This window comes from Streptomyces sp. HUAS MS02, assembly GCF_055702265.1.
In genome coordinates this window covers 5,726,699-5,745,877 of record NZ_CM146747.1, presented here as the reverse complement: position 1 = coordinate 5,745,877, position 19,179 = coordinate 5,726,699, and the positions used below count along the sequence as shown (strand labels likewise).

The following is a 19,179-nucleotide window of genomic DNA, read 5'->3' as shown; positions in this document are numbered from 1 at the left end:
GAGAAGTGAACCGCGTACTCACCCTCAGCTTCACCACCGCCGCCCTTTTCGTCATGAACATGACGGCCGCGTACGCGGAATGCATCTGGTGACCCCACCGGCTCTCACGAGCCGGTAGCCCCCCAGTCGTCGAACAAGCGGCCCAGTTCAGCCGCCTCCCCGTCCGCCCCGAGCCTCCGGTACATCGCCAGCGCGCGTTCCGCGTGGGCTCGGGCGGACGGGATGTCGTGCATTCGGAGGCTCACCCGGGAAATACCGGCCAGCGCCCGCGCCGAGCACAACGAATAACTGTGCTCGTGCGCGATGGAAAGTGCCTTCCGATAGGTCTCCAGCGAGATGCCCCACCGCCTCTCCCTGTAATACGTGTCAGCAATTCCGAGAAGCGCTCTCTGCCGCTCGTAGGAATTGTCGATGCGGCGGGCGACCTTCTCCGCCGCGCCGAAGTGGTCCAGGGCATCCTTCGTGCGACCGGAACCCGCACAGGTCTCGCCCAGCGAGATCAGGGTGTTGACCTCACCGATGGCGTCCCCGCCCGCCCGATGACTGGCCAGGGCCCGGCGGAAACAGGCGAGCGCCCGACCCGGCTGACCGGTGGCGGAGTACACGGCACCGAGATTGGTGTCGAGGATCGCGAGGTCCTTCTTCCCTCCGATGTCGCGCATCAGGACGAGGGCGTGCTCGTAGTGGTAGCCGGCCTCCTCGGGGAGCCCGAGGGCGAGCCGGATGTCCCCCAGGTTGTTCCATGCGACGGCCTCACCGTGACGGTCACGCAGTTCCCGGTTGATGCCGAGCATGGTCCGGAAGCAGTGCGTCGCCTCGGCGTACTCCGCCCGATGCACCCTCGCCGTGCCCTGCACATTGAGGGTGGCGGCGATGCCGTGCGGGTCGTCGACGGCGCGGTAGAGGACGAGGCACCGGTCCAGTTCCCGCAGACAGGCCTCGCCGCGGCCCGCCCCGAGATGGGCACGGCCTATCTCGAGCAGCGCGTCGGCCCGGCCCCGGGGGTCACCGAGATCCTCGAACAGGGTCAACGCCTCGGTGGCGTGCTCCAGAGCCGCGTTGTGGTTCTCCCGGGCCAGGACGCTCGCCCGCTCCACCAGGGTCCGGGCGAGGGCCGGCCGGTCCTCGCCCGAGCGCAGCGCGGTCAGCGCGGCCGCCTGCAGCTCGGCGGTGATGTCGTGCGTGCCCCAGCGTTGCAGGGAGTGCGCGAGGACGTGCGGGAAGAGCGCCGCGAACTCGGGGAACTCCGCCGCGGCCGTACGTGCCACCGCCAGCAGGTTGCCTCGCTCCACGGTCAGCCACACCGACGCCTCGTCGGCGGCGGACTCGGTGGGCGGCTCCGCGGCGAACCCGGGGGTGACCGGTGCGATCAGTTCCCTCGGGACGGGTCGTCTGCGCCGTCGCGGGTGGGCGAGCCGGTCCGCGCGGTCGGCGGCCGTGAGGTAGTACGACAGCAGCCGCCGCAGGGCCGCGCGCCGCTCGGGCCGCGGATCCTCCCGGCGGCCGAGGCGACCGGCAAACGCACGGGCCAGATCGTGGAGCTGATAGCGGTCCCGGACCGGTTCGTCCAGCAGGTGGCGGTCCAGCAGGGTCTCGGCCGCGCGGCGCACCGCGCCCGGATCGACGTCCCCGGACAGCGCCATCGCCGCCTCCAGGGTGATGTCGGGGCCCGGGTGCAGCGCGAGCCGGCGGAACAGGCCGCGCGCCGAGGCGTCCAGATCGGCGCAGGACATCTCCAGCGCGGCCGCGACCCGTTCGTCGAACTCCTCCAGCCGGTCGCCGGCCCCGTCGAGCCGGTCCGCGACGTACTCCAGGTCCCAGGTGTCCCGGTGCCGGAACCGGCTCGCGTGCAGCTGCAGGGTGAGCGGATGCCTGCCGCACAGTTCCACGACGCGGCGCAGCGCGGCGGTGTCGGAGACCCGGGCCGCCCCCGCGATCCGGGCGAAGAGCGCACCGGCCTCGGTCACGGACAGCACGTCCAGCAACAGCGGCGTGGCGCCGTCCAGTTCGGTGAGCCGGTTACGGCTGGCGACGATCGCGCGGCAGTCCGGCGAGCCGGGCAGCAGCGGGCGGATCTGCTCGGCGTCCCGGGCGTTGTCGAGCACCACCAGGACCCGGTGGCGGGCGGTCCACTCACGCCAGCGCGCGGCCCGCTCGTCCAGGGTGACAGGCAGCGGATCGGGGACTCCGACGGTGTGCAGCAGGAACGCCAGGGCGTCCGCGGGATCCTGGGGCGGTTGGTCGCTGTAGGCGCGCAGGTCCACGTAGAACTGGCCGTCCGGATAGCGCTCGCGCATCCGGTGCGCGGCGTGCACGATCAGCGCGGACTTGCCGACGCCGGGCATGCCGTGCACGACGGTGACCGGCAGCGCGGTCCCGTTGCCACCGGGTCCCTGGCCGGCGAGCAGCATGCCCAGCTCGCTCGCGCGGCCGGTGAAGTCCCGGGTGTCCCGCGGCAGACTGCTTCCCGGGTGCCCGGCGGCACGGTCCGCCGCCTGCGGGGCGCCCCTCCCCCGGCCGGTGCCGGGCTCGGTCTCCGCCGCGTGGTGCTCCCGCAGGGCGGGGTCCTGACCGAGGATCCGCCGCTGCAGTGCCTGGAGTTCGGTACCGGGGTCGATGCCGAGCTCCTCGTTCAGCCGCCGGCGCGTGGTGCGGTACAGGGCCAGCGCCTCGCCGTCCCGCCCGGACCGGTACAGGGCCAGCATCAGGGCGGTGACCGCCTGTTGGGCCAGCGGGTTCAGGGAAACCAGTTCGTGGAGTTCGCCGAGGAGGTCGGCGTGACGGCCCAGCTCCAGTTCCAGCCGAATGCGTTCCTCGCGCACCCGGCGGTGGTCCTCGGTCAGCCGTGCCCGGGCGGACGCGGCCCAGTCGCCGGTGAACTCGGCGAACGGCTCCCCCCGCCACAGCGACGCGGCGGTGTGCAGCAGACCGACGGCGTACTCCCGGTCCCCGCGCCCGGCCGCCGCACGGGCCTCGTCACGCAGCCGCTGCAGCCGTACGAAGTCCACGTCGTCCGCGTGCCGGACGCGCAGCCGGTAGCGGCGCGGGGACGGGCGCTCCAGCACGGCCAGATCACCGACGGCGCGACGCAGCCGGGTGCGCAGTCGGGAGAGATAGGAGTGCAGCGTCTCCACGGCGGTCACGGGCACCTCGTCGTCGTCCCAGACCCGTTCGACGAGCGTATCGACGGCGACGGGATCACCCTGGGCGTACAGCAGGACCGCCAGCACCCGCCGCTCCTTCAGCGAGCCGAGCGGGTACTGCCGTCCCCCGTGCCACAGTTCGAGCGGCCCGAGCGCAAGAAGGTGCACCACTTCCCCCAGGTGGTTCGCTTCGTCCAGGCGCGTGCCTCGGTCGTGCTGTCCTCGCACCGGCGGTCTCCGCACGGGCGGCCGGTGGATCGCACATCTGTCCACCAGATGTCTCACTGTCGCCACCGTGCCGGACTGAACAGAGGTGCAACGCAGGGCGCACAGTCGCGCGAAGGGGCGCACGAAGCACGCCGACGGACCCGCACGCCCGAGGTGCAAGTTTTCTGCAAGCCGGCCGTCCACCCGTCCGGGGAGACGCAGTTACAGCGGCCGACGACGAGCTGTCGGCCCGCACCTCAACTCTGTTGCTTCACGGGGGAGTTCAGATGAGCCTGCTGATGCCGGACGCCGACCGGCGCCCTGCCGTACCCCTGCGTCTGGATGTCGAGCGCTGGGCGACCTTCCGCATCCGCAAGCGGGTGCTCGCGGTGGTCCACACCGTGACCTCCGCCCGTCGGCTGCTGGACGCGGTCCGGCTGCTGGAGGGGGACCCGCGGGTGCAGGTGCTCTTCACGGTGGCCGGTGACGTCTTCAACCACGGCGTGGACGAGTTCCTGGAGAACACCAGGGCCCTCGTCGTGCCGTGGGGACAGGCGGTGCACACCCGCTTCGACCTCGCGCTGACCGCGAGCTACGGGAGCCTGCACGAACTGAACGTCCCGGTGATCGTGCTGCCGCACGGCGCCTCGTACAACAAGCGCGTCTCCGTGCCCGACGACCGTCGCGGCCGCCTTGGCCGCCTCCCCGCGATGCGCGAGGTGTACGGGCTGGGCCGGCAGTGGCTGGTCCGCGACGGAGTGGTGGTGCCCGCGGCGATCGTCCTGGCCCACGAGGACGACCGCACCCGTCTGGGCCGGGAGTGCCCCGAGGCCCTGCCCGTGGCCGAGGTGGTCGGGGACCCCTGCTACGACCGCGTCGCGGCGAGCCTGCCCGCCCGGGACCTGTACCGGCGCGCGCTCGGCGCGGCGCCCTGGCAGGAGCTCGTCCTCGTCTGCTCGACCTGGGGCCCCGAGTCCCTGCTCGGACGGCACTGGGACCTGCTGGAGCAACTGGCCGACCAGCTCCCCCGGGAGGACTTCCGCATCGTCGTCATGCTGCACTCGAACGTCTGGAACGCCCACAGCGAATGGCACATCCGCAGCGCGTTCGCCGGCCTCAGCCGCTGCGGCATCGGGCTGGTCAGCCAGCACGCGGAGTGGTGCGGCGCCGTCGTCGCGGCCGACTACATCGTCGGGGACCACGGCTCGGTGTCGCTGTACGGCACGATGACGGGCGCCCGTCTGCTGGCCGCCGGCTCACCGGACACCGACCTCGACCCCGCCTCGCCCATGGCGGAACTGCGCTCGCTGGTGCCGTGGATCGACACGGGCCGGCCGTTGCTCCGCCAGCTGCGGCAGAGCTCCGTCGCCCACCGCCCGGACCGGTACGCGCGGGTCGCGGCCCGGATCAGTTCGGAACCGGGCCGGTTCGCCCGGCGGATGCGCGCGCTGCTCTACCGGAAGCTGCGGCTGCGCGCGCCGGTCGCCCGCCCCGCCGCGGAGGCGGCGCCGCCGCCGGTCCTGGTGCGCTACGGCGTGCCGGGCGGAGCCGGATCGTGAACACGGCGGGAGAGGAGACGCAGCGCCCGTGGGGCCGGTACGTCCGGATCATTCCGCCCGGACCGGCCCGCCCGCCCGCGCTCGTCGACGAGCACCTGCGGGTGGAACTGCCCGCCCCCTGGCCCTGGCCCGCCCTCGCCGACGTGCTGGTGGCGCCGGGATGGGGAGACGCCGCGGCCGACGCGCTGGCCGCCGCCCACCCGGGCACGGCGGTGGTGGCGGTGCACACCGGGACCGGGAGGTGCTGGCTGCGCGTAGGCCCCCACGGCCGCATACCGTTACGGCTGCACCTGACCGAACGACACGCGGCCGTACACCCCTGGCCGGTCTGGGCGTCCCTGGCCCACACATGGCTGGTGACAGGCACCGGCTGAACTACACACATCACCCCACCGGGCTCCGACCCGACCGCCGTGCCCAGCCGTCGACGCCGCCGGGCGCCCGGCAACCGAGGCAGGGTACCCGGCAGCACCAGCCCGGACGGTCACCCCGGGTCATCCAGCAGCACCCAGCAGCACCCACCCCGCCGGCCCCGCCGATCACCCCGGTCATCCGGCGGCGTCGGCCTGGGCATCGGCGTCGCAGTCGGCCGAGGCACCGGCACCGGCACCGCTGTCGACCGAAGCGTCGGCATCGGCACCGGAATCGGCCGACAGCCTCAACCGTTCGCGCAGTTCGTCGGCCCGCCTCGACTGCCCCGCCGCGGTGGCCAGCGCGAGGGCCCGGCCGTAGCGCTCCCGGGCGAGGGCGGGCTCGCCGCGGCGCTCGGCGACCTCGCCCAGCGCACCGAGCGCCCGGGCCGTCTCGGAGTCCGCCCCCACGGCGCCCAGGTCGTCGAGCGCACCGGAGAGCAGGCGTTCCGCCTCGTCGAGCCGGCCCCGAAGCAGGGCGGACCGGCCGAGCAGCGTGGCGGCCCGCGCGGCGTTGTAGGGGTCGTCCACGGCCAGCAACGTCTCCCGTGCGGCCGCGGCCGCTTCGGCGGCCCGCTCCGGACGGCCGAGGTCGAGGTCGACGTCGGCGGCGTTGAGCCGGGCGAGCCCGCCCGCGCGTTCGTCCCCGTGTCTGGGGAGTTCGACGGCCGCGCGCGCGAACAGTACGGCCGCTTCGTCCAGTTGCCCCAGCCGCTGGTGAGCCAGCCCTCGGTAGTTGAGCGTACGGGCGTGGCCGAGCGTGTCGCCGATGGAGGCGAACAGCCCGGCCGCCTCCTCGAACATCTCCAGCGCCCGCCCGTGCCCGCCGCTCCCCAGAGCGCCCTGGCCCCCGGACGTCAGCATCCGGCACGCGGCCTGGGTGTCGCCCACCTCGCGCGCCGCCACCAGCCCCTCCTCGTACGCGGCGAGCCACTCGTCGTAGTGCTTACGCCGGACGAAGAGCGGCCCCATGGCATCGGCGAGCTGCCAGCAGGCCTCCGCCGCGCCCGCCGCCCTGGCACGGCGGATCACCGCCATCAGCTGGGGCAGTTCCCGCTCGAGCCAATCCAGTGCGGCCCGTGGTCCGGGCCCGGGGTCGCCCTCGATCACCGGACCGAGGCCGTAGAACCGCTCCCGCAAGGGGTGGTACGGCTCGACGGCCTTCTCCGCCCGGGTCGCGGTGGCCACATAGTGGTCCGCGAGCCGGCGGAACGCGGCAGCCCGTTCCGCCTCGGACTCGTCCTGCGCGGCTTTCTCGGCCGCGTGCAGCCGGACGAGGTCGTGGAAGCGGTAGCGGTCCTCGCCCACGTCGATCAGCAGATTGGCGTCGTACAGGTTCTCCAGCGCGCGCTCCGCGCCTGGCGGCCCGCTGGCGCCGACGGGTCCCGGCCCGGTGGCGCCGGCGGACCCCGACGCGCCGTCGGCGGACCCGCGAGCCAGAACCGCCGTCGCGACCGCGCTCTGGAACTCGCGTCCGGGGTGCACGCCGAGCAGCCGGTAGAGCCGGGCCGACGTCTCGGGCAGGCCCCGGTACGACAGATCCAGCGCGGCACGCACACCGTGATCTCCTTCGATGGCGAGCCCGTCGAGTCTGCCCTGCTCGGCGGCGAGGGCCCGCACCATCGTGCCGATCCGCCTGCCCGGCCGGGCGGCGAGCCGTGCGCCCGCGACCCGCACGGCGAGCGGCAGCCCCGCGCACAGCCGCACGAGGGCTCGGGCGTCGTCGGTCTGGGTGGCCACCCGGTCGTCGGCGAGCGTCGCCGCGAGGAGTTCCAGCGCCGCTTCCGGAGCGAGGGGCTCCAACTGCAGCTGGTAGCAGCCTTCGAGGGCCAGGCCGGACATCCGCCGGCGACCGGTCACGACGGTGAGGTTGCGGCCGCCCGGCAGCAGCGGCCGTACCTGCGCCGCCGTCGCCGCGTCGTCGAGGAGGACCACGAGCGCGCGCTCGGCGGTCAACGACCGGTACAGCGCCGCCCGTTCCTCCGGCTCGTGGGGAACCTGTCGCGGCGGCACACCCAGGCCGCGCAGGAATCCGCTCAGCACCTCGCCGGGATCGGCCGGTCCGGACGGCGACTGGGCGCCCAGGTCCGCGTACAACTGGCCGTCCGGGAAGTCGGGCCGCAGCCCGTGCAGCCAGGAGAGGGTGAGCGCGGTCTTGCCCACCCCGCCCAGTCCGCTCACCGCGGCGAGGACGGGATGGCCCCTGCGGGACACGGAGACGCGGTGGTGTTCCAGTCGCTCGACCTCGGCCGTGCGAGCGGTGAGCGGCACCGCGGGCGGCAGTTGCCACGGAACCGCGGCGCGCGGCCGCGGCGCGACCGCGTCACCGGTCCTGACCTGGACCCCGCCGTACACGACGGCGGCCTGCACGCTGGGACCGTGCACGACGCCGCTCAGCTCGTTGTGGCCGCCTGGCCCCTGCCCCCGCACGTGTCCCCCTCCGGCCGGTAGGCACCGTCCCCTGGGGATGAGTATTTCCGCACAGCAATCGAACAACCGATGCAGTGCGGCACAGAGTGTCAAGGATCTGTGATGTCGGTCGCTCGCCCGCCACGCCTCGGACCCCGGTCACCGGGCGGGGCAGCTCTCAGAGGTCGTAGACGACCGTCACCGGAGCATGGTCCGACCACCGCTCGTCATGGCTCGCGGCCCGCTCCACCAGCCCCTTGACCGCCTTGCCGGCGAGCCCGGCCGTGGCCACGTGGTGGTCGATGCGCCATCCCGAGTCGTTGTCGAAGGCCCGCCCCCGGTAGGACCACCAGGTGTAGGGCCCCTCGACGTCGGGGTACAGGGCGCGCAGCACATCGACGTACGCCCCGTCCGCCTCGTCGAGGACCCGCCCCAGCCACTCCCGCTCCTCGGGCAGGAACCCGGAGTTCTTCTGGTTCGCCCGCCAGTTCTTGAGGTCGGCGGGCCGGTGGGCGATGTTCCAGTCGCCGCAGACGACGACCTCGCGCCCGTCGGCGGCCGCGCGCTCGCGCAGTTCCTTCAGGTAGGCGAGGAACTCGTCCATGAACCGGACCTTCTCGTCCTGCCGCTCGGTCCCGACCTCGCCGGAGGGAAGGTAGAGGCTGGCGACGGTGACACCGGGCAGATCGGCCTCGACGTACCGGCCGCTGCCGTCGAACTCGGCCGATCCGAAGCCGACCCGCACCCGGTCGGGCTCGCGACGGCTGTACAGCGACACCCCCGCGCGCCCCTTGGCGGCGGCCGGGGCGTGCACCACGTGCCACCCGTCGGGCTGCCGCACCCCGGCGGGGAGTTGCTCCGGCTCGGCCCGCACCTCCTGGAGGCAGAGCACGTCGGCGGAGGTCCCGGCGAGCCACTCCACGAAGCCCTTCTTCGCGGCGGCCCGCAGCCCGTTCACATTCACAGAGGTCACAGTCAGCACCCGGGCACGATACCCGCACCTTGGACAAGGTCCAGATATGGAGCATGCGCATGCATAGATGTACGATGCTTGACATGATTATCCGCCGGGTCCCCTTCGACCACCCCGACGCCGTCAAGCTGAACGACGAGGTCCAGGCCGAGTACAGCGTCCGCTACGGCGACGAGGGCGACGCCACCCCCATGGACCCGGCGCACTTCGTCCCCCCGGCCGGGCTGTACCTGATCGCCTACGACGAGCACGACAGCCCCGTCGCCACGGGCGGCTGGCGCACCCAGGACACCAATGACGAGGGGTACCAGGACGGGGACGCCGAGATCAAGCGTATGTACGTCACCCCCGGCGCCCGGGGCCTGGGTCTGGCCCGCCGCATACTGGGCGAACTGGAGGCCGACGCCCGCGCCGGCGGCCGCACCCGCATGGTCCTGGAGACCGGCTCCAAGCAGCCCGAGGCCGTGGCCCTCTACACCTCCAGCGGCTACGAACCCTGCGCCAAGTTCGGCTACTACCGCTTCCACGAGCTGAGCCTCTGCTTCGCCAAGCCGCTCCACCCCTGACCCCGGACCCGTGAATCCCGGTGCCCACCGGGGTGTCGGGCCCCTGCATCGAGGTGAACGGCCGGCCGTACGTCGACGCGATCACGGACGCGGCGATCACGGCCCACGCGGAGGCGGCCGACCCGGCTGACGCGCACGGCGGACCCGAACACCGCCCCGACGGAGGCGAAGGCCCTCCCGGCCTCAGGCCCCGGCATGGATGTGTGACGCCCACAGGGAAGGCGTCCCCGGCAGTCGCGACCGCAGCGCCCGCACCGAGGTGTGCAGGGCGTACGCCGACCGGTCGGGATCCGGGGCCCCGGCGCCGCCCTGCGGACGAAGGCCGGCGTAGAAGGCCTCGGCGACGTCGACCGCGGTGTCGTCGACGACCGGCCACAGGGTGCCGATGACGTGGCGGAACCCGGACAGTTGGAAGGCCGTCGTCAGATGAATGGCCTCGTCCAGCAGGGACTCGGCGTGGGAGACGGCCGTGCGGCACGCGGAGAGATAGGCCAGTCGGGCGTGATCGAGCCGCACGGTGGCCAGCCTGGCGACCGTGAGGGGCGCCCGCTCGTGGTCCTCGAGGAGCACCAGGCTGTGTGACGGATCCACGGCGTCGGCGGCGCCGTGGCAGGCGAAGTGGGCGATCGAACACCCCGACAGCCGCTCCAGTACGGCCGCACACGTCGGCGGCCCGTCCGCGCCACCGAGGACCACCCGGTCCGGGAAGTGCTCCTGGAGCACGTCGACCTCGTCCAGCGCCCAGTCGAGCGGCGCGTGCCCGGGTGTCGTGGGCATGGCCACCACCAGGGTCCGAGCGGTCACGCCGTCCCCGGGAAGCGGCCGCCGAGCGTGGTGGAGGGCGCGGACAGTGGGGGTGTACGAGGAGACGACCCGGTCGAGCACGGCCGCGCCGGGGACGTCGTGGCGGCCCGCCGCGTGGATCGGCAACGAGCTCAGCGGCCCGCAGGGCACCCACCACACGCGTGGCGGAACACCGTCCTCGGGCGCCCTGTCATGACCGAGAGCCGTGAGCACGGGCTCGGCGACGGTGTCCCACAGCAGGCCCAGAACTTCCGACAACTGGCCCTGCGCCATACGGCGTTCGGCCTCGTCCGGGGCCTCCGTCGCGTCGTGCGTGGCGACCCGAAAGGCGTCCGCCGCCTCCGCCGCCACCTCCGGGGTGAGCCGGGGCAGGGGCACGGCGGTGACCCCCGCGCCGGTGAGCAGCAGCGCGTCACTGCGCAGCGAGCCGACGTTGAGGACGACGATCGCGCCCTCCCGGGCCTCCATGAGGAGTTCCTCCGTGGAGGGCGGCAGCCCGAACCCGCCGAACCCGTCCAGCCGCCGGATCTCGGCGAGCACCTCGGCGAGGTCGGCGACGAGCCGGTGTCGATCGCCGGTGACGGGAACGCCGTCCGGCCCCACGCCCGTGGTGAGCCCGGTCAACGCGTCCGTACCCCCTTCCGGCAGGTCGAGCAGGTCCCGCAACGCCTCGTAGCGGCCGGCGAGTTCCGGCGAACGCCGCCGCAGGCGGGAGACGTCGCCGAAGGTGTCGAGCGCCTGGCTCAGCATCACCCCCCGGCCCGTCTCCAGCAGCCGCAGCGCGCGCAGGGCGCGTTCTCCGGGCGGCCTGGTGGTGTCGTCGAGCGCCGCGGCGGCCGCGTCCGCCGCCATGCTCTCGAACCGTCCGAGCATGAACTGCTGTTCGCTGCGGTGCAGTTGGCGCGGCGCCAGATACGGGAGCTGGTGCACGGCGGCCTCGTACAGGTCCGCCGCCCTTGCCGGGTCGGAGCCTGCCACGAGTCTGCCGCCCTTGACCGCGGCGATCACCCGCATCCCCGCCGACGCCGTCGCGAGTGCCGCGCAGTCCTCGTACAGGCGCACCGCCTCCTCGAAATCGTCAGCGCTCCCGGAGCGCACGGATCGCAGGTGCAGGGCTTCCGCCAGCGCGGAGAGCGCGATCTGCTGGACCGGGTGACCGTGCCCGCTGTCACGGTGGGCGGAGCGCAGCACAGTCACCGCCTCGTCCAGGTCCGAGGCCCGACCGTTCCGTCGGTGACGGTGCAGCAGCGCCCGGCCGAGAACGCTCACGTTCCAGAACCTCCGCGTACTGCCCGCGGGGGCGGCGTCGACCGCCAGGCGGGCGGTGGTGACAGCGGCATCGAGATCGGCCGCATCCCCCGTGACCTCGGCCTTCAGCAGCAGGCTGTTCCCCAGGTTCGCGACCATCAGATGCAGCGTCGGATGATGGGGAGGTGCCGCCTCGACGGCCGACCCGAAGACCGTGATCGCTTCGGACAGGTCGGCCACGACACCGGTGAGGGCACTTCGGGCCTGCAGCATCGTGCCGAGCGCGTTCAACAGCATGGGTCGATGGCTGTGCGCGGGGCCGGCCTCTTCCAGGGCGGCTCGCTGCGCGCCGATCGCCGCGTCGAGGTCCACGGCGGACAGGGTCCGCGCGCATCTGGCCATCAGGGCCAGGGCGAGATTGTGCAGGGCCACCAGACGTTCCGCGTGTCCCGGGGCCAGCGTGCCCAGCGTCGTACGGAGCACGGTGATCGCCTCGTCGAGATCCGTCGCCGAGAAGGTGCGCAGCTGCTGCACCAGCAGTGCGCCGGCCCCCGCCGAGAGCCGCGCCGCCAGGCCATGGTGTGCTCCGCCGGAGGCCGCGCGGGTCATGGTCCTGCCGAGTTCCGCGGCCTCGGCGAGGTCCGCGGGATCACCGATGAGCTCGAAGCGGCTGCGGAGGGCGTTCGTCAGCAGGGCCAGCAGCGCCACGTGCTCGGCGCTGTCGACGGGCGTGTGGGCGAGCGCCTCCCGGGTCAGCGTCACGATCTCGTCCGGGTCGGCCTCACCACGCGCCTCCAGCCGGGAGTACAGGGCGCCGGCCAGGTTGTGCAGCGACCTGTTCCGTACGGGCGAGCCCGGGGGCGCGACGGCCACGGCCTCCCGCAGGACACCGATCGCCTCCTCCAGGTCGGACACACCTCCCAGCCGTGCGAAGCGGGTCTGGAGTACGGCCCCGAGCGAGGCGAGGCAGCCGACATGGGCCGCGTGCCCCTCGGCGGTCGCCTCGACGGCCGCCCGCAGCACACCGACGGCCTCGTCGAGGTCCGCGGTGTCTCCCCGGACGACATAGCGCCGCTCCAGCACCTCACCGAGGTTGGCCAGGGCCATCCCCTGCCCCAGGGGATCGACCGCGGCGCCCTGGGTGGCCTCGCGCAGCGCCGCCACGGAGTCGTCGAGGTCCGCCGGGTCGTTCTGCTGTTGGAAGCGCAGCGCCAGCGCGGCTCCCAGATCGCTGAGGCACCGCGCCCGGTTGCCGTGTCCCTCGGGGATGTACGCCAGGGCCTCCCTCGTCAGATCGATGGCCAGGTCCAGGTCCTCCGCCTCGTTCTCGCGCCGGAACCGCTCCAGAAGGGCCACAGCCAGGTTGCTCAGCCCCCGGCCCTGGTCGGGATGTCCGACCGGCGCCTCCCGCACCGACCGTCGTGCCGCGTCGAGCGCCGAGCCGAGGTCCGCGCTCGCTCCGGTGCGTTGATAGCGGAGCAGCATGACGAAGCTGAGGTTGGCGAGGGGGATGTGCCGATGGGGGTCACCGGCCGGAGCGAGGTCCACGATGCGCCGCCACAGCGAGACGACCCCCTCGTGCGCATCCGGGTCGTACGAGCGGTACAGCGGCATGGTCAGGCCGGTGGCGTAGTTGGTGGCGATGAGCACGACGCCGGACACCACCTCGGTCGGGAGCTCGTGGAGACCGGAGAGGAAGCAGAGCGCGAACAGTTCGAGCGTGGCGGTGGGCGAGGGGCTTCCGGGTGGCCCCTGCGGGACGGCGTTCGCGGCCGCGCTGAACCAGGGCTGCCCCCAGGGGACGGCGGCCGCTGCCGCCCGTACCCCGGTGGCGGTCTCCAGCAGTGCGGCCTCGCCCCGGGCCTGGCGGCACCGGAGCAGCAGTGCGGCACCCAGGTTGTTGAGCCGTACCCCGCGGTAGGGCTCGTCGGGGCCGGTGCGTTCCCAGGCCTGCCGGGCGGCGTCGAGCGCCGCGTCGAGGTCCGCCGGGTCCGCGCCCGCCCGGAACCTGTCCCGTAACGCCAGTCCCAGGTTGGACAGGCACATCGCGTGGTGCGCGGGGTCGGCCGCGGTGGAGTCGGCCGCCCGGCGCATGGCGTCGACCGCGGCATCCAGGTCGGCGAGATCGCCGGTCACCTCGTGACGGGCGCGCAGGACTCCCGCGAGCCCGTTGAGGCGGCCTGTGAGTTCCGGGTCCTGCGCCGGGGTCATTTCTGTCGCGGCGCGGTGCAGGGCCAGTGCCTCGTCGAGGTCCGCGCGGGTGTGCTGCCGGTCGAAACGGGTGTGCAGGGCCACCCCCAGGTTGGCGAGTCGCTGCGGTCGGCCGGGGTGCTCGGCCGGGGTCGCTCCCAGCACCCTGCGGCACTGGACGACAGCGGCGTCCAGCAGGTCGGGATCGGCGTCGGCGAGGGTCCGCCGCAGCAGGGCGACGGCCCGGCCCTCGGCAGCGGACGCGATCCCGGAGAGGAGGCGGGACGGCAGGTCGTCGACACCGGCCAGGAGACAGACCGCGAAGGAGTCCGCCATGGTCTCCAGTTGGGCGTCCTCCACTGTCTCCACGAGGTTCAGGAGCAACAGCGCCCAGCCGAGACGGTAGTTGACCTCGACGTCCTCGCCGTCGACGCGGCGCAGTTCCAGCAGGCCCGCGATCTCGGCCCGTGCCTCCACCCTCCATGCCTCCGAAAGGCCGTCGGATCCCCTGCCCCGCCGCAGCAGCCTGCGTGCGGACGCCAGCCGTCGATCCCGCGCGGGCGCCTCCCCCTCTGTGCACATGTCCGCCGAGAGTAGAGCAACGGCCGAACGCCCAGGTGGAGTTGTCCGAGCAGCCTCGGTATCGTCACACCGCCTCCCGAGCGGCCCGACCGACCGGCGGTGGGACACCGATCGGCGGGAGGCCGCACGCCGACCGGAGGTTCCATGACCGACCTGTCCGACCGGAAGACCCGTCGCACGGCCGACGCGCTGGCGTACTTCTGCACCCATGTGGAGGAGATCCGCGACCAGTTGCGCGCGGGGCAGAGCACGGACGACACGTCCGTGGACCAACTGCTGGCCGCCGTACGGGAAGGTCAGGACGTCGGCGCGGCCGTTCGCCTTCTGCACGAGCGTCTCCAGGCGAGCGGCGACGCCCGCGGCCTGTACGGCCGTACGCGGAGCCCGGGCACGGAGATCGCGGGGATCGACGGCGGTGGACGTCCCTTGACGGTCCTGCTCTGCCCGCATCGGCGCTGCACCCGCCACCAGTGGCCCGACCCCGCCGCGCCCCAGGCGTGCGGTGTCGACGGCACCCCCCTGCTGCCGAAGAGCGTCTGACGTGAACGGTTTCCTGAGCGAACTGGGAAAGAAGCTCGCCGAGCGGTGGCTCTCCCTCCTCGTCCTCCCCGGAGCCCTCTTCCTCGGTGTCCTGGCCGCGGGACGATTGCTGGGCCATGCGCGCTGGTACGACGTGGCGACCCTGCCGGACCGTCTCGACGCCCACACCACGCAGTCGACGGGGTCCGCCGCGAGACTGTTCCTCCTGCTCTCCGTGTTCCTGCTCACTGCCGCGGCCTGTGGGCTCGCCGCACAGGCTCTGGGTTCGCTGGTCGAGCGCGTGTGGCTGGCGGCCGACTGGCCGAACTGGCCCGAGCACGCGCATCCGGCAATCCTCCGGCTCATCGCCCGCCGACAGCGCCGGTACGACGAGCGCCGCGAGCGGGTCGCGAGGAGCGCGGCGGAGGACCACGTCCTGGGGGACGCGAGCGGTCCGGCGGGCACGGGCCTGCGCACGGCGGTCGCCAGTCATCGGCTGCGCCGCATCGCCGAGACCCGCCCGGTCCGCCCGACGGGGCCGGGGGATCGTCTCGACGCGGTCGACGCGCGGTTGGGCGCGCAACTCGGGGTGGAGGTGGCGGCCGTCTGGCCGCTTCTGTGGCTGCACGCTCCCGACACCACACGGGCGGAGATCACCGCGGCCCGGGACGCGATGCAGCGGGCCACCACGCTGGCCGGCTGGGCGCTGCTGTACCTCTGCGTCGCCGTCGTGTGGTGGCCGGGTGCTCTGCTCTCCGCCGCGATCATGACCACGGCCTGGCACCGCTTCCGTGCCACCACCGACGCGTACGCCACGCTGGTGGAGGCCGCGACGCGCCTTCATGTCGGCGACCTGGCCCGCCACTTGGGCCTGGAGAACGACGGCCCCTTCACCCGACGGCAGGGCACGGACCTCACGGCCCATCTCGCCGAGGGCCGCCCCACGGCCCGCCGTGACCCGCCCTCACCCACCCCCTGAAAACGACCAGAGGCTCGCTCCCCGATGGGGAGCGAGCCTCTGTGATGCGTGGACCTGAGGGGATTTGAACCCCTGGCCCCCTCGATGCGAACGAGGTGCGCTACCGGACTGCGCCACAGGCCCTTGCAACGAGTGAAACTCTAGCATCCCCATCGCGGTGCTTGGAAATCCGTTCCCGGGCGGCCGGGGAGCCGCCCGGGGGCGGCGCGTGGGCGGCTCACGGGCGGCTCGTGGCTGGTCAGCGGGAGGGGCGGGAGCCGGAGGCCGGAGGTCACTCGTTGGCCGCGCGCGGCCGGTCGCCGTCCTCGTACTGGTCGAAGAGCGGGGTGCGCCCCCGCTCCCGGGAGCGGCGTGCGGACGCTGCCCGCCGTGCGTCGGAGCGGCCGCCGTCGGGTGCGTCGGCCGCCTCACCCGGGCCGGCGGCCTCCGCGTTCCCCTCGCCGCCCTCGCCCCCCTCCGGCGCGCGCCCGGAGGCGCTCGGGGAGTTCGCGGGGGCGCCCGACGAGCCGTGCGGGTCGGCCGCGCTGGAGCGCGCTGAGCTCCACGCGTCCGGGGCGCCGAGGTCGACCCCGGACGTGGCCCGGGGTGCGACCGGCGCGGTGACGTAGGTCGGGAGCGGCACCGGGACCGGGTCCCAGCTGTCGCCCTGACCGGGGCGCCGCTGGCGCTCGCGCTGCTGGTCGACCCACTCGGCGTGGTCGGTCTGCTCGACGAGGGCCCGCCGGTCGGCCGCGAGCGCGCTCAGGTCGGCCCGGGTCTCCTCGCTCTCGGGTCCGTCCTCCGGCTCGTCGGTGTCGACCTGGTCCGGCGCGGGGCGCCGCCGCTGGGGCTGCCGCTCCCGCAGTCGCTGCGCCGCCGCCTCGGCCTGCTGCCGGTCCATGGTGTACGCGAACCGCTTCCGCTCCTGGTGCCGCAGATGCGCGATGTAGGTGCTCAGCAGTACCGCGGGCACCCCCGGCGCCCACAGGAAGGCGAGTCCGCCGACCGCCGCGACGACCGCGCCGAGCGTGAAGGCGAGGAAGAGCATCACGGTCGTACGCCGTCGGCGCGCGAGCACCTTCAAGCGCTGGGCCCGCGCCTTGGCCTCCGCCGTCTCGCCCCGGCGTGCGCCCGCCGTCTGCTTGGCCGACCGCTTCGACCGCGCGGGAGCGGGCACTTGGGCCGCCCCCTGCTTGCCCGTCGCCTGCTTGCCCGCTCCTTGCTTGGCGGCCGCCGCTTGCTGGGCCGCCGGCGCACCGCCCTGCTGCGGCACCGGCTTCGCGTGCACCTGCGCGGGCGCCTGCGTCGCCGGTTTCCCCGGTTGCTGCGGCTGCTGACCGGCCTGCGGTGACTCACCCCGCTCCACCGGCAGTTGTGCCTTCGTGTGCTCCCGGAGCGGGGGCATGGCGAAGGCCCGGACGTCCACCGAGTCGGTGACGCCGTCCGGTTCGGCGCTGGGCTCCCCCTCTTCGGTGGAGCGCGCCCGGTCCCTGGCGTATCGGCGCTCCATCCCCGCCCGGCCGGAAAGCAGCCGGATGGCGGTGCTGAAGCGTTCCGTCGGACGGGCTTCGTTCAGCTCGTCCTGCCTACGGAGCCACATCGGCACCAAGTAGGCGGCCCAGGCCCCGACGATGACTGCGTAGATGAGGCCGCTGCTGCTCACGCCTCACACGGTAGAGGGGTTTGCGTGAGGCCATCCGCCAATTGAGCCGGTGTGTCGCACGATCTGGCTGATATTTCGAGCTTTTTTTGTGACCGATCCGATCAGCGGGCCATCGAGAGCACGAAATTAACGTGCCGAGAACGCACCGAGTCGTTCAACCTGATCGTCGCCCGGTCGCCGCCCCACCATTGTTCGAACACGTATTTCATTTATTGCGGATGGCCTGGCTTGCCGGCGTCGGAACCCGCGTTCCGCGCGTTCCGCGCGCGTTCCCGCTGCCAGCGGCCGAGCAGACCCTCGGGCACCTCTTCGGCGGTCAGCGCGAAGACGAGGTGGTCGCGCCAGGCACCGTCGATGTGAAGATATCGTGGACGAAGGCCTTCCTCACGGAATCCGAGTTTCTCCACGACCCGTCGGCTGGGCCGATTCTCGGGACGAATACAGACCTCGATGCGGTGCAGACCGACGGTCCGGAAGCAGTGGTCGGCGACGAGCGCGACCGCCGTCGGCATCACCCCCCGCCCGGCGACCGACTCGTCGACCCAGTAGCCGACATGGCCGGAGCACATGGAGCCCCAGGTGATCCCGGCGACCGTCAACTGCCCCACCAGCCGCCCCTGGTACTCGATCACGAACGGCAGCATCCGGCCCGCGTTCGCCTCCGACCGCAGATGGCGGACCATCTGACGGTACGTCGGCCGGTGCGCGATCGGCCCGCTGGGCGTGGGGGGCGGGATGGTCGCCTCCCAGGGCCGCAGCCAGTCCCGGTTGCGCCGGTTGACCTCGCGCCAGACCCGCTGGTCGCGCATCCTTATGGGCCGGAGGACGACATCGCCGTCCACCAGCACCACGGGCCAGGATGGACTGTTCAGCTCGCACCCCCACGGGGTCTGGAGGGGTCCTCCTCGGCCGGTGAGCCGCCGGTGGCCGGCCTCTTGTGGTCGCCGCCGCGGATCTGGTCGACGGCATGGGTCAGCAGGGGCTCCAGGACGGCCAGGCCGTCCCGTACTCCGCCGGTCGAGCCCGGCAGGTTGACGATCAGCGTGCCGCGCGCGACTCCGGCGAGGCCCCGGGAGAGCGCGGCCGTGGGCACCTTGTCCCGGCCGTACGCCCTGATCGCCTCGGCGATGCCGGGGACCTCGCGGTCGAGGACCGCGCGGGTGGCCTCGGGGGTGCGGTCGGTCGGCGAGATGCCGGTCCCGCCGGTCGTCACGATCACGTCGTAGCCGGCGTCGACGCCTGCCCGCAGCGCGGCCTCGACCGGGTCGCCGTCGGGCACGACCTGGGGGCCGTCGACGGCGAAGCCGAACGCCCGGAGCCCCTCGGCGATCAGGGGCCCGCCCCGGTCCTCGTAGACCCCGGCGGCGGCCCGGTTGGAGGCGGTCACGACCAGGGCGGCGTACGGCGCGGTGAGGGCGCCCCCGAGCGGCGGCTCCGCAGGGGCCGTCATGCCCGGCTCCAGTCGCCCGACTTGCCGCCCGTCTTCTCCTCGACGCGGACGTCCGTGATGACCGCGCCCTTGTCGACCGCCTTCACCATGTCGATCACGGTGAGGGCGGCGACGGAGACCGCGGTGAGGGCCTCCATCTCGACGCCCGTGCGGTCGGTGGTCTTCACGGTGGCGAGGATCTCGACGGCGTCGTCCGCGACCGCCAGGTCGACCTTGACGCCCGAGACCGCCAGGGGGTGGCAGAGCGGGATCAGGTCGGGGGTGCGTTTGGCGCCCATGATTCCGGCGATGCGCGCGGTGGCGAGGGCGTCGCCCTTGGGCACCCCCTCGCCGCGCAGCAGTTCCACCACCGCCGGCGAGACCAGGACCCGGCCGCTGGCGCGGGCGGTGCGCGCGGTCACGTCCTTCCCGGAGACGTCGACCATGCGGGCGGCGCCCGCCTCGTCGATGTGGGTCAGTCGGTCCTGCGGCGTACTCATGGTGGTGTGGCGCTCCCGG

Annotated in this window: 13 protein-coding genes and 1 tRNA gene; 5 read left to right on the top strand and 9 right to left on the bottom strand. The window is 73.4% G+C overall.

Translation table 11 applies throughout. The features are described 5' to 3' along the window. Positions 1-104: 104 nt before the first annotated feature. Complete coding sequence (locus ACZ9QC_RS24815; RefSeq protein ID WP_472915135.1) at positions 105-3,314, bottom strand: AfsR/SARP family transcriptional regulator; 3,210 nt, start codon at positions 3,312-3,314, stop codon at positions 105-107. Between the two features lie 323 nt (positions 3,315-3,637). Between ACZ9QC_RS24815 and ACZ9QC_RS24810 the strand changes: the two genes are divergently transcribed. Both ACZ9QC_RS24810 and ACZ9QC_RS24805 read left to right on the top strand, forming a co-directional pair. Then, positions 3,638-4,909, top strand: a complete 1,272-nt coding sequence (locus ACZ9QC_RS24810) for a hypothetical protein (protein ID WP_472915134.1) — start codon at positions 3,638-3,640, stop codon at positions 4,907-4,909. Continuing rightward, positions 4,906-5,283, top strand: coding sequence for a hypothetical protein (locus ACZ9QC_RS24805; RefSeq protein WP_472915133.1), 378 nt, complete (start codon positions 4,906-4,908; stop codon positions 5,281-5,283). Before ACZ9QC_RS24810 ends, ACZ9QC_RS24805 begins: the two co-directional genes overlap by 4 nt. 174 nt (positions 5,284-5,457) lie before the next feature. On the opposite strand, the gene ACZ9QC_RS24800 is transcribed toward ACZ9QC_RS24805, so the two are convergent. Further along, positions 5,458-7,749, bottom strand: coding sequence for an ATP-binding protein (locus tag ACZ9QC_RS24800; RefSeq protein ID WP_472915132.1), 2,292 nt, complete (start codon positions 7,747-7,749; stop codon positions 5,458-5,460). 157 nt (positions 7,750-7,906) lie between these two features. Continuing rightward, a complete protein-coding gene (locus tag ACZ9QC_RS24795; RefSeq protein WP_472915131.1) occupies positions 7,907-8,710 on the bottom strand; it encodes an exodeoxyribonuclease III in 804 nt (267 codons plus the stop codon). A 74-nt stretch (positions 8,711-8,784) separates the two neighbouring features. Between ACZ9QC_RS24795 and ACZ9QC_RS24790 the strand changes: the two genes are divergently transcribed. Beyond that, positions 8,785-9,267 carry a GNAT family N-acetyltransferase gene (locus ACZ9QC_RS24790; protein WP_217177882.1) on the top strand — a complete coding sequence of 161 codons (483 nt, stop codon included), beginning with the start codon at positions 8,785-8,787 and terminating at the stop codon, positions 9,265-9,267. Between the two features lie 183 nt (positions 9,268-9,450). On the opposite strand, the gene ACZ9QC_RS24785 is transcribed toward ACZ9QC_RS24790, so the two are convergent. Continuing rightward, positions 9,451-14,091: a CHAT domain-containing protein gene (locus tag ACZ9QC_RS24785; protein WP_472915130.1), complete on the bottom strand. Its 4,641-nt coding sequence runs from the start codon at positions 14,089-14,091 to the stop codon at positions 9,451-9,453. A 144-nt stretch (positions 14,092-14,235) separates the two neighbouring features. Here ACZ9QC_RS24785 and ACZ9QC_RS24780 point away from each other — a divergent pair, with 144 nt between their 5' ends. Both ACZ9QC_RS24780 and ACZ9QC_RS24775 read left to right on the top strand, forming a co-directional pair. Next, the gene (locus ACZ9QC_RS24780) at positions 14,236-14,631 is read left to right on the top strand and encodes a hypothetical protein (RefSeq protein ID WP_472915129.1); all 396 of its coding nucleotides are present in this window, start codon (positions 14,236-14,238) and stop codon (positions 14,629-14,631) included. A 1-nt stretch (position 14,632) separates the two neighbouring features. Further along, the gene (locus ACZ9QC_RS24775) at positions 14,633-15,589 is read left to right on the top strand and encodes a hypothetical protein (protein ID WP_472915128.1); all 957 of its coding nucleotides are present in this window, start codon (positions 14,633-14,635) and stop codon (positions 15,587-15,589) included. A 49-nt stretch (positions 15,590-15,638) separates the two neighbouring features. On the opposite strand, the gene ACZ9QC_RS24770 is transcribed toward ACZ9QC_RS24775, so the two are convergent. The 5 genes from ACZ9QC_RS24770 to moaC all read right to left on the bottom strand — a co-directional run bounded on the left by ACZ9QC_RS24770 (position 15,639) and on the right by moaC (position 19,160). After that, positions 15,639-15,712, bottom strand: a tRNA-Ala gene (locus tag ACZ9QC_RS24770). Between the two features lie 148 nt (positions 15,713-15,860). Further along, complete coding sequence (sepX, locus tag ACZ9QC_RS24765; RefSeq protein ID WP_472915127.1) at positions 15,861-17,231, bottom strand: divisome protein SepX/GlpR; 1,371 nt, start codon at positions 17,229-17,231, stop codon at positions 15,861-15,863. Between the two features lie 209 nt (positions 17,232-17,440). Next, positions 17,441-18,040 carry a GNAT family N-acetyltransferase gene (locus ACZ9QC_RS24760; protein ID WP_472921795.1) on the bottom strand — a complete coding sequence of 200 codons (600 nt, stop codon included), beginning with the start codon at positions 18,038-18,040 and terminating at the stop codon, positions 17,441-17,443. Between the two features lie 59 nt (positions 18,041-18,099). Beyond that, the gene (locus tag ACZ9QC_RS24755; RefSeq protein WP_472915126.1) at positions 18,100-18,681 is read right to left on the bottom strand and encodes a MogA/MoaB family molybdenum cofactor biosynthesis protein; all 582 of its coding nucleotides are present in this window, start codon (positions 18,679-18,681) and stop codon (positions 18,100-18,102) included. Next, positions 18,678-19,160: a cyclic pyranopterin monophosphate synthase MoaC gene (moaC, locus tag ACZ9QC_RS24750; RefSeq protein ID WP_329900540.1), complete on the bottom strand. Its 483-nt coding sequence runs from the start codon at positions 19,158-19,160 to the stop codon at positions 18,678-18,680. Before moaC ends, ACZ9QC_RS24755 begins: the two co-directional genes overlap by 4 nt. Between the last annotated feature and the right edge of the window lie 19 nt (positions 19,161-19,179).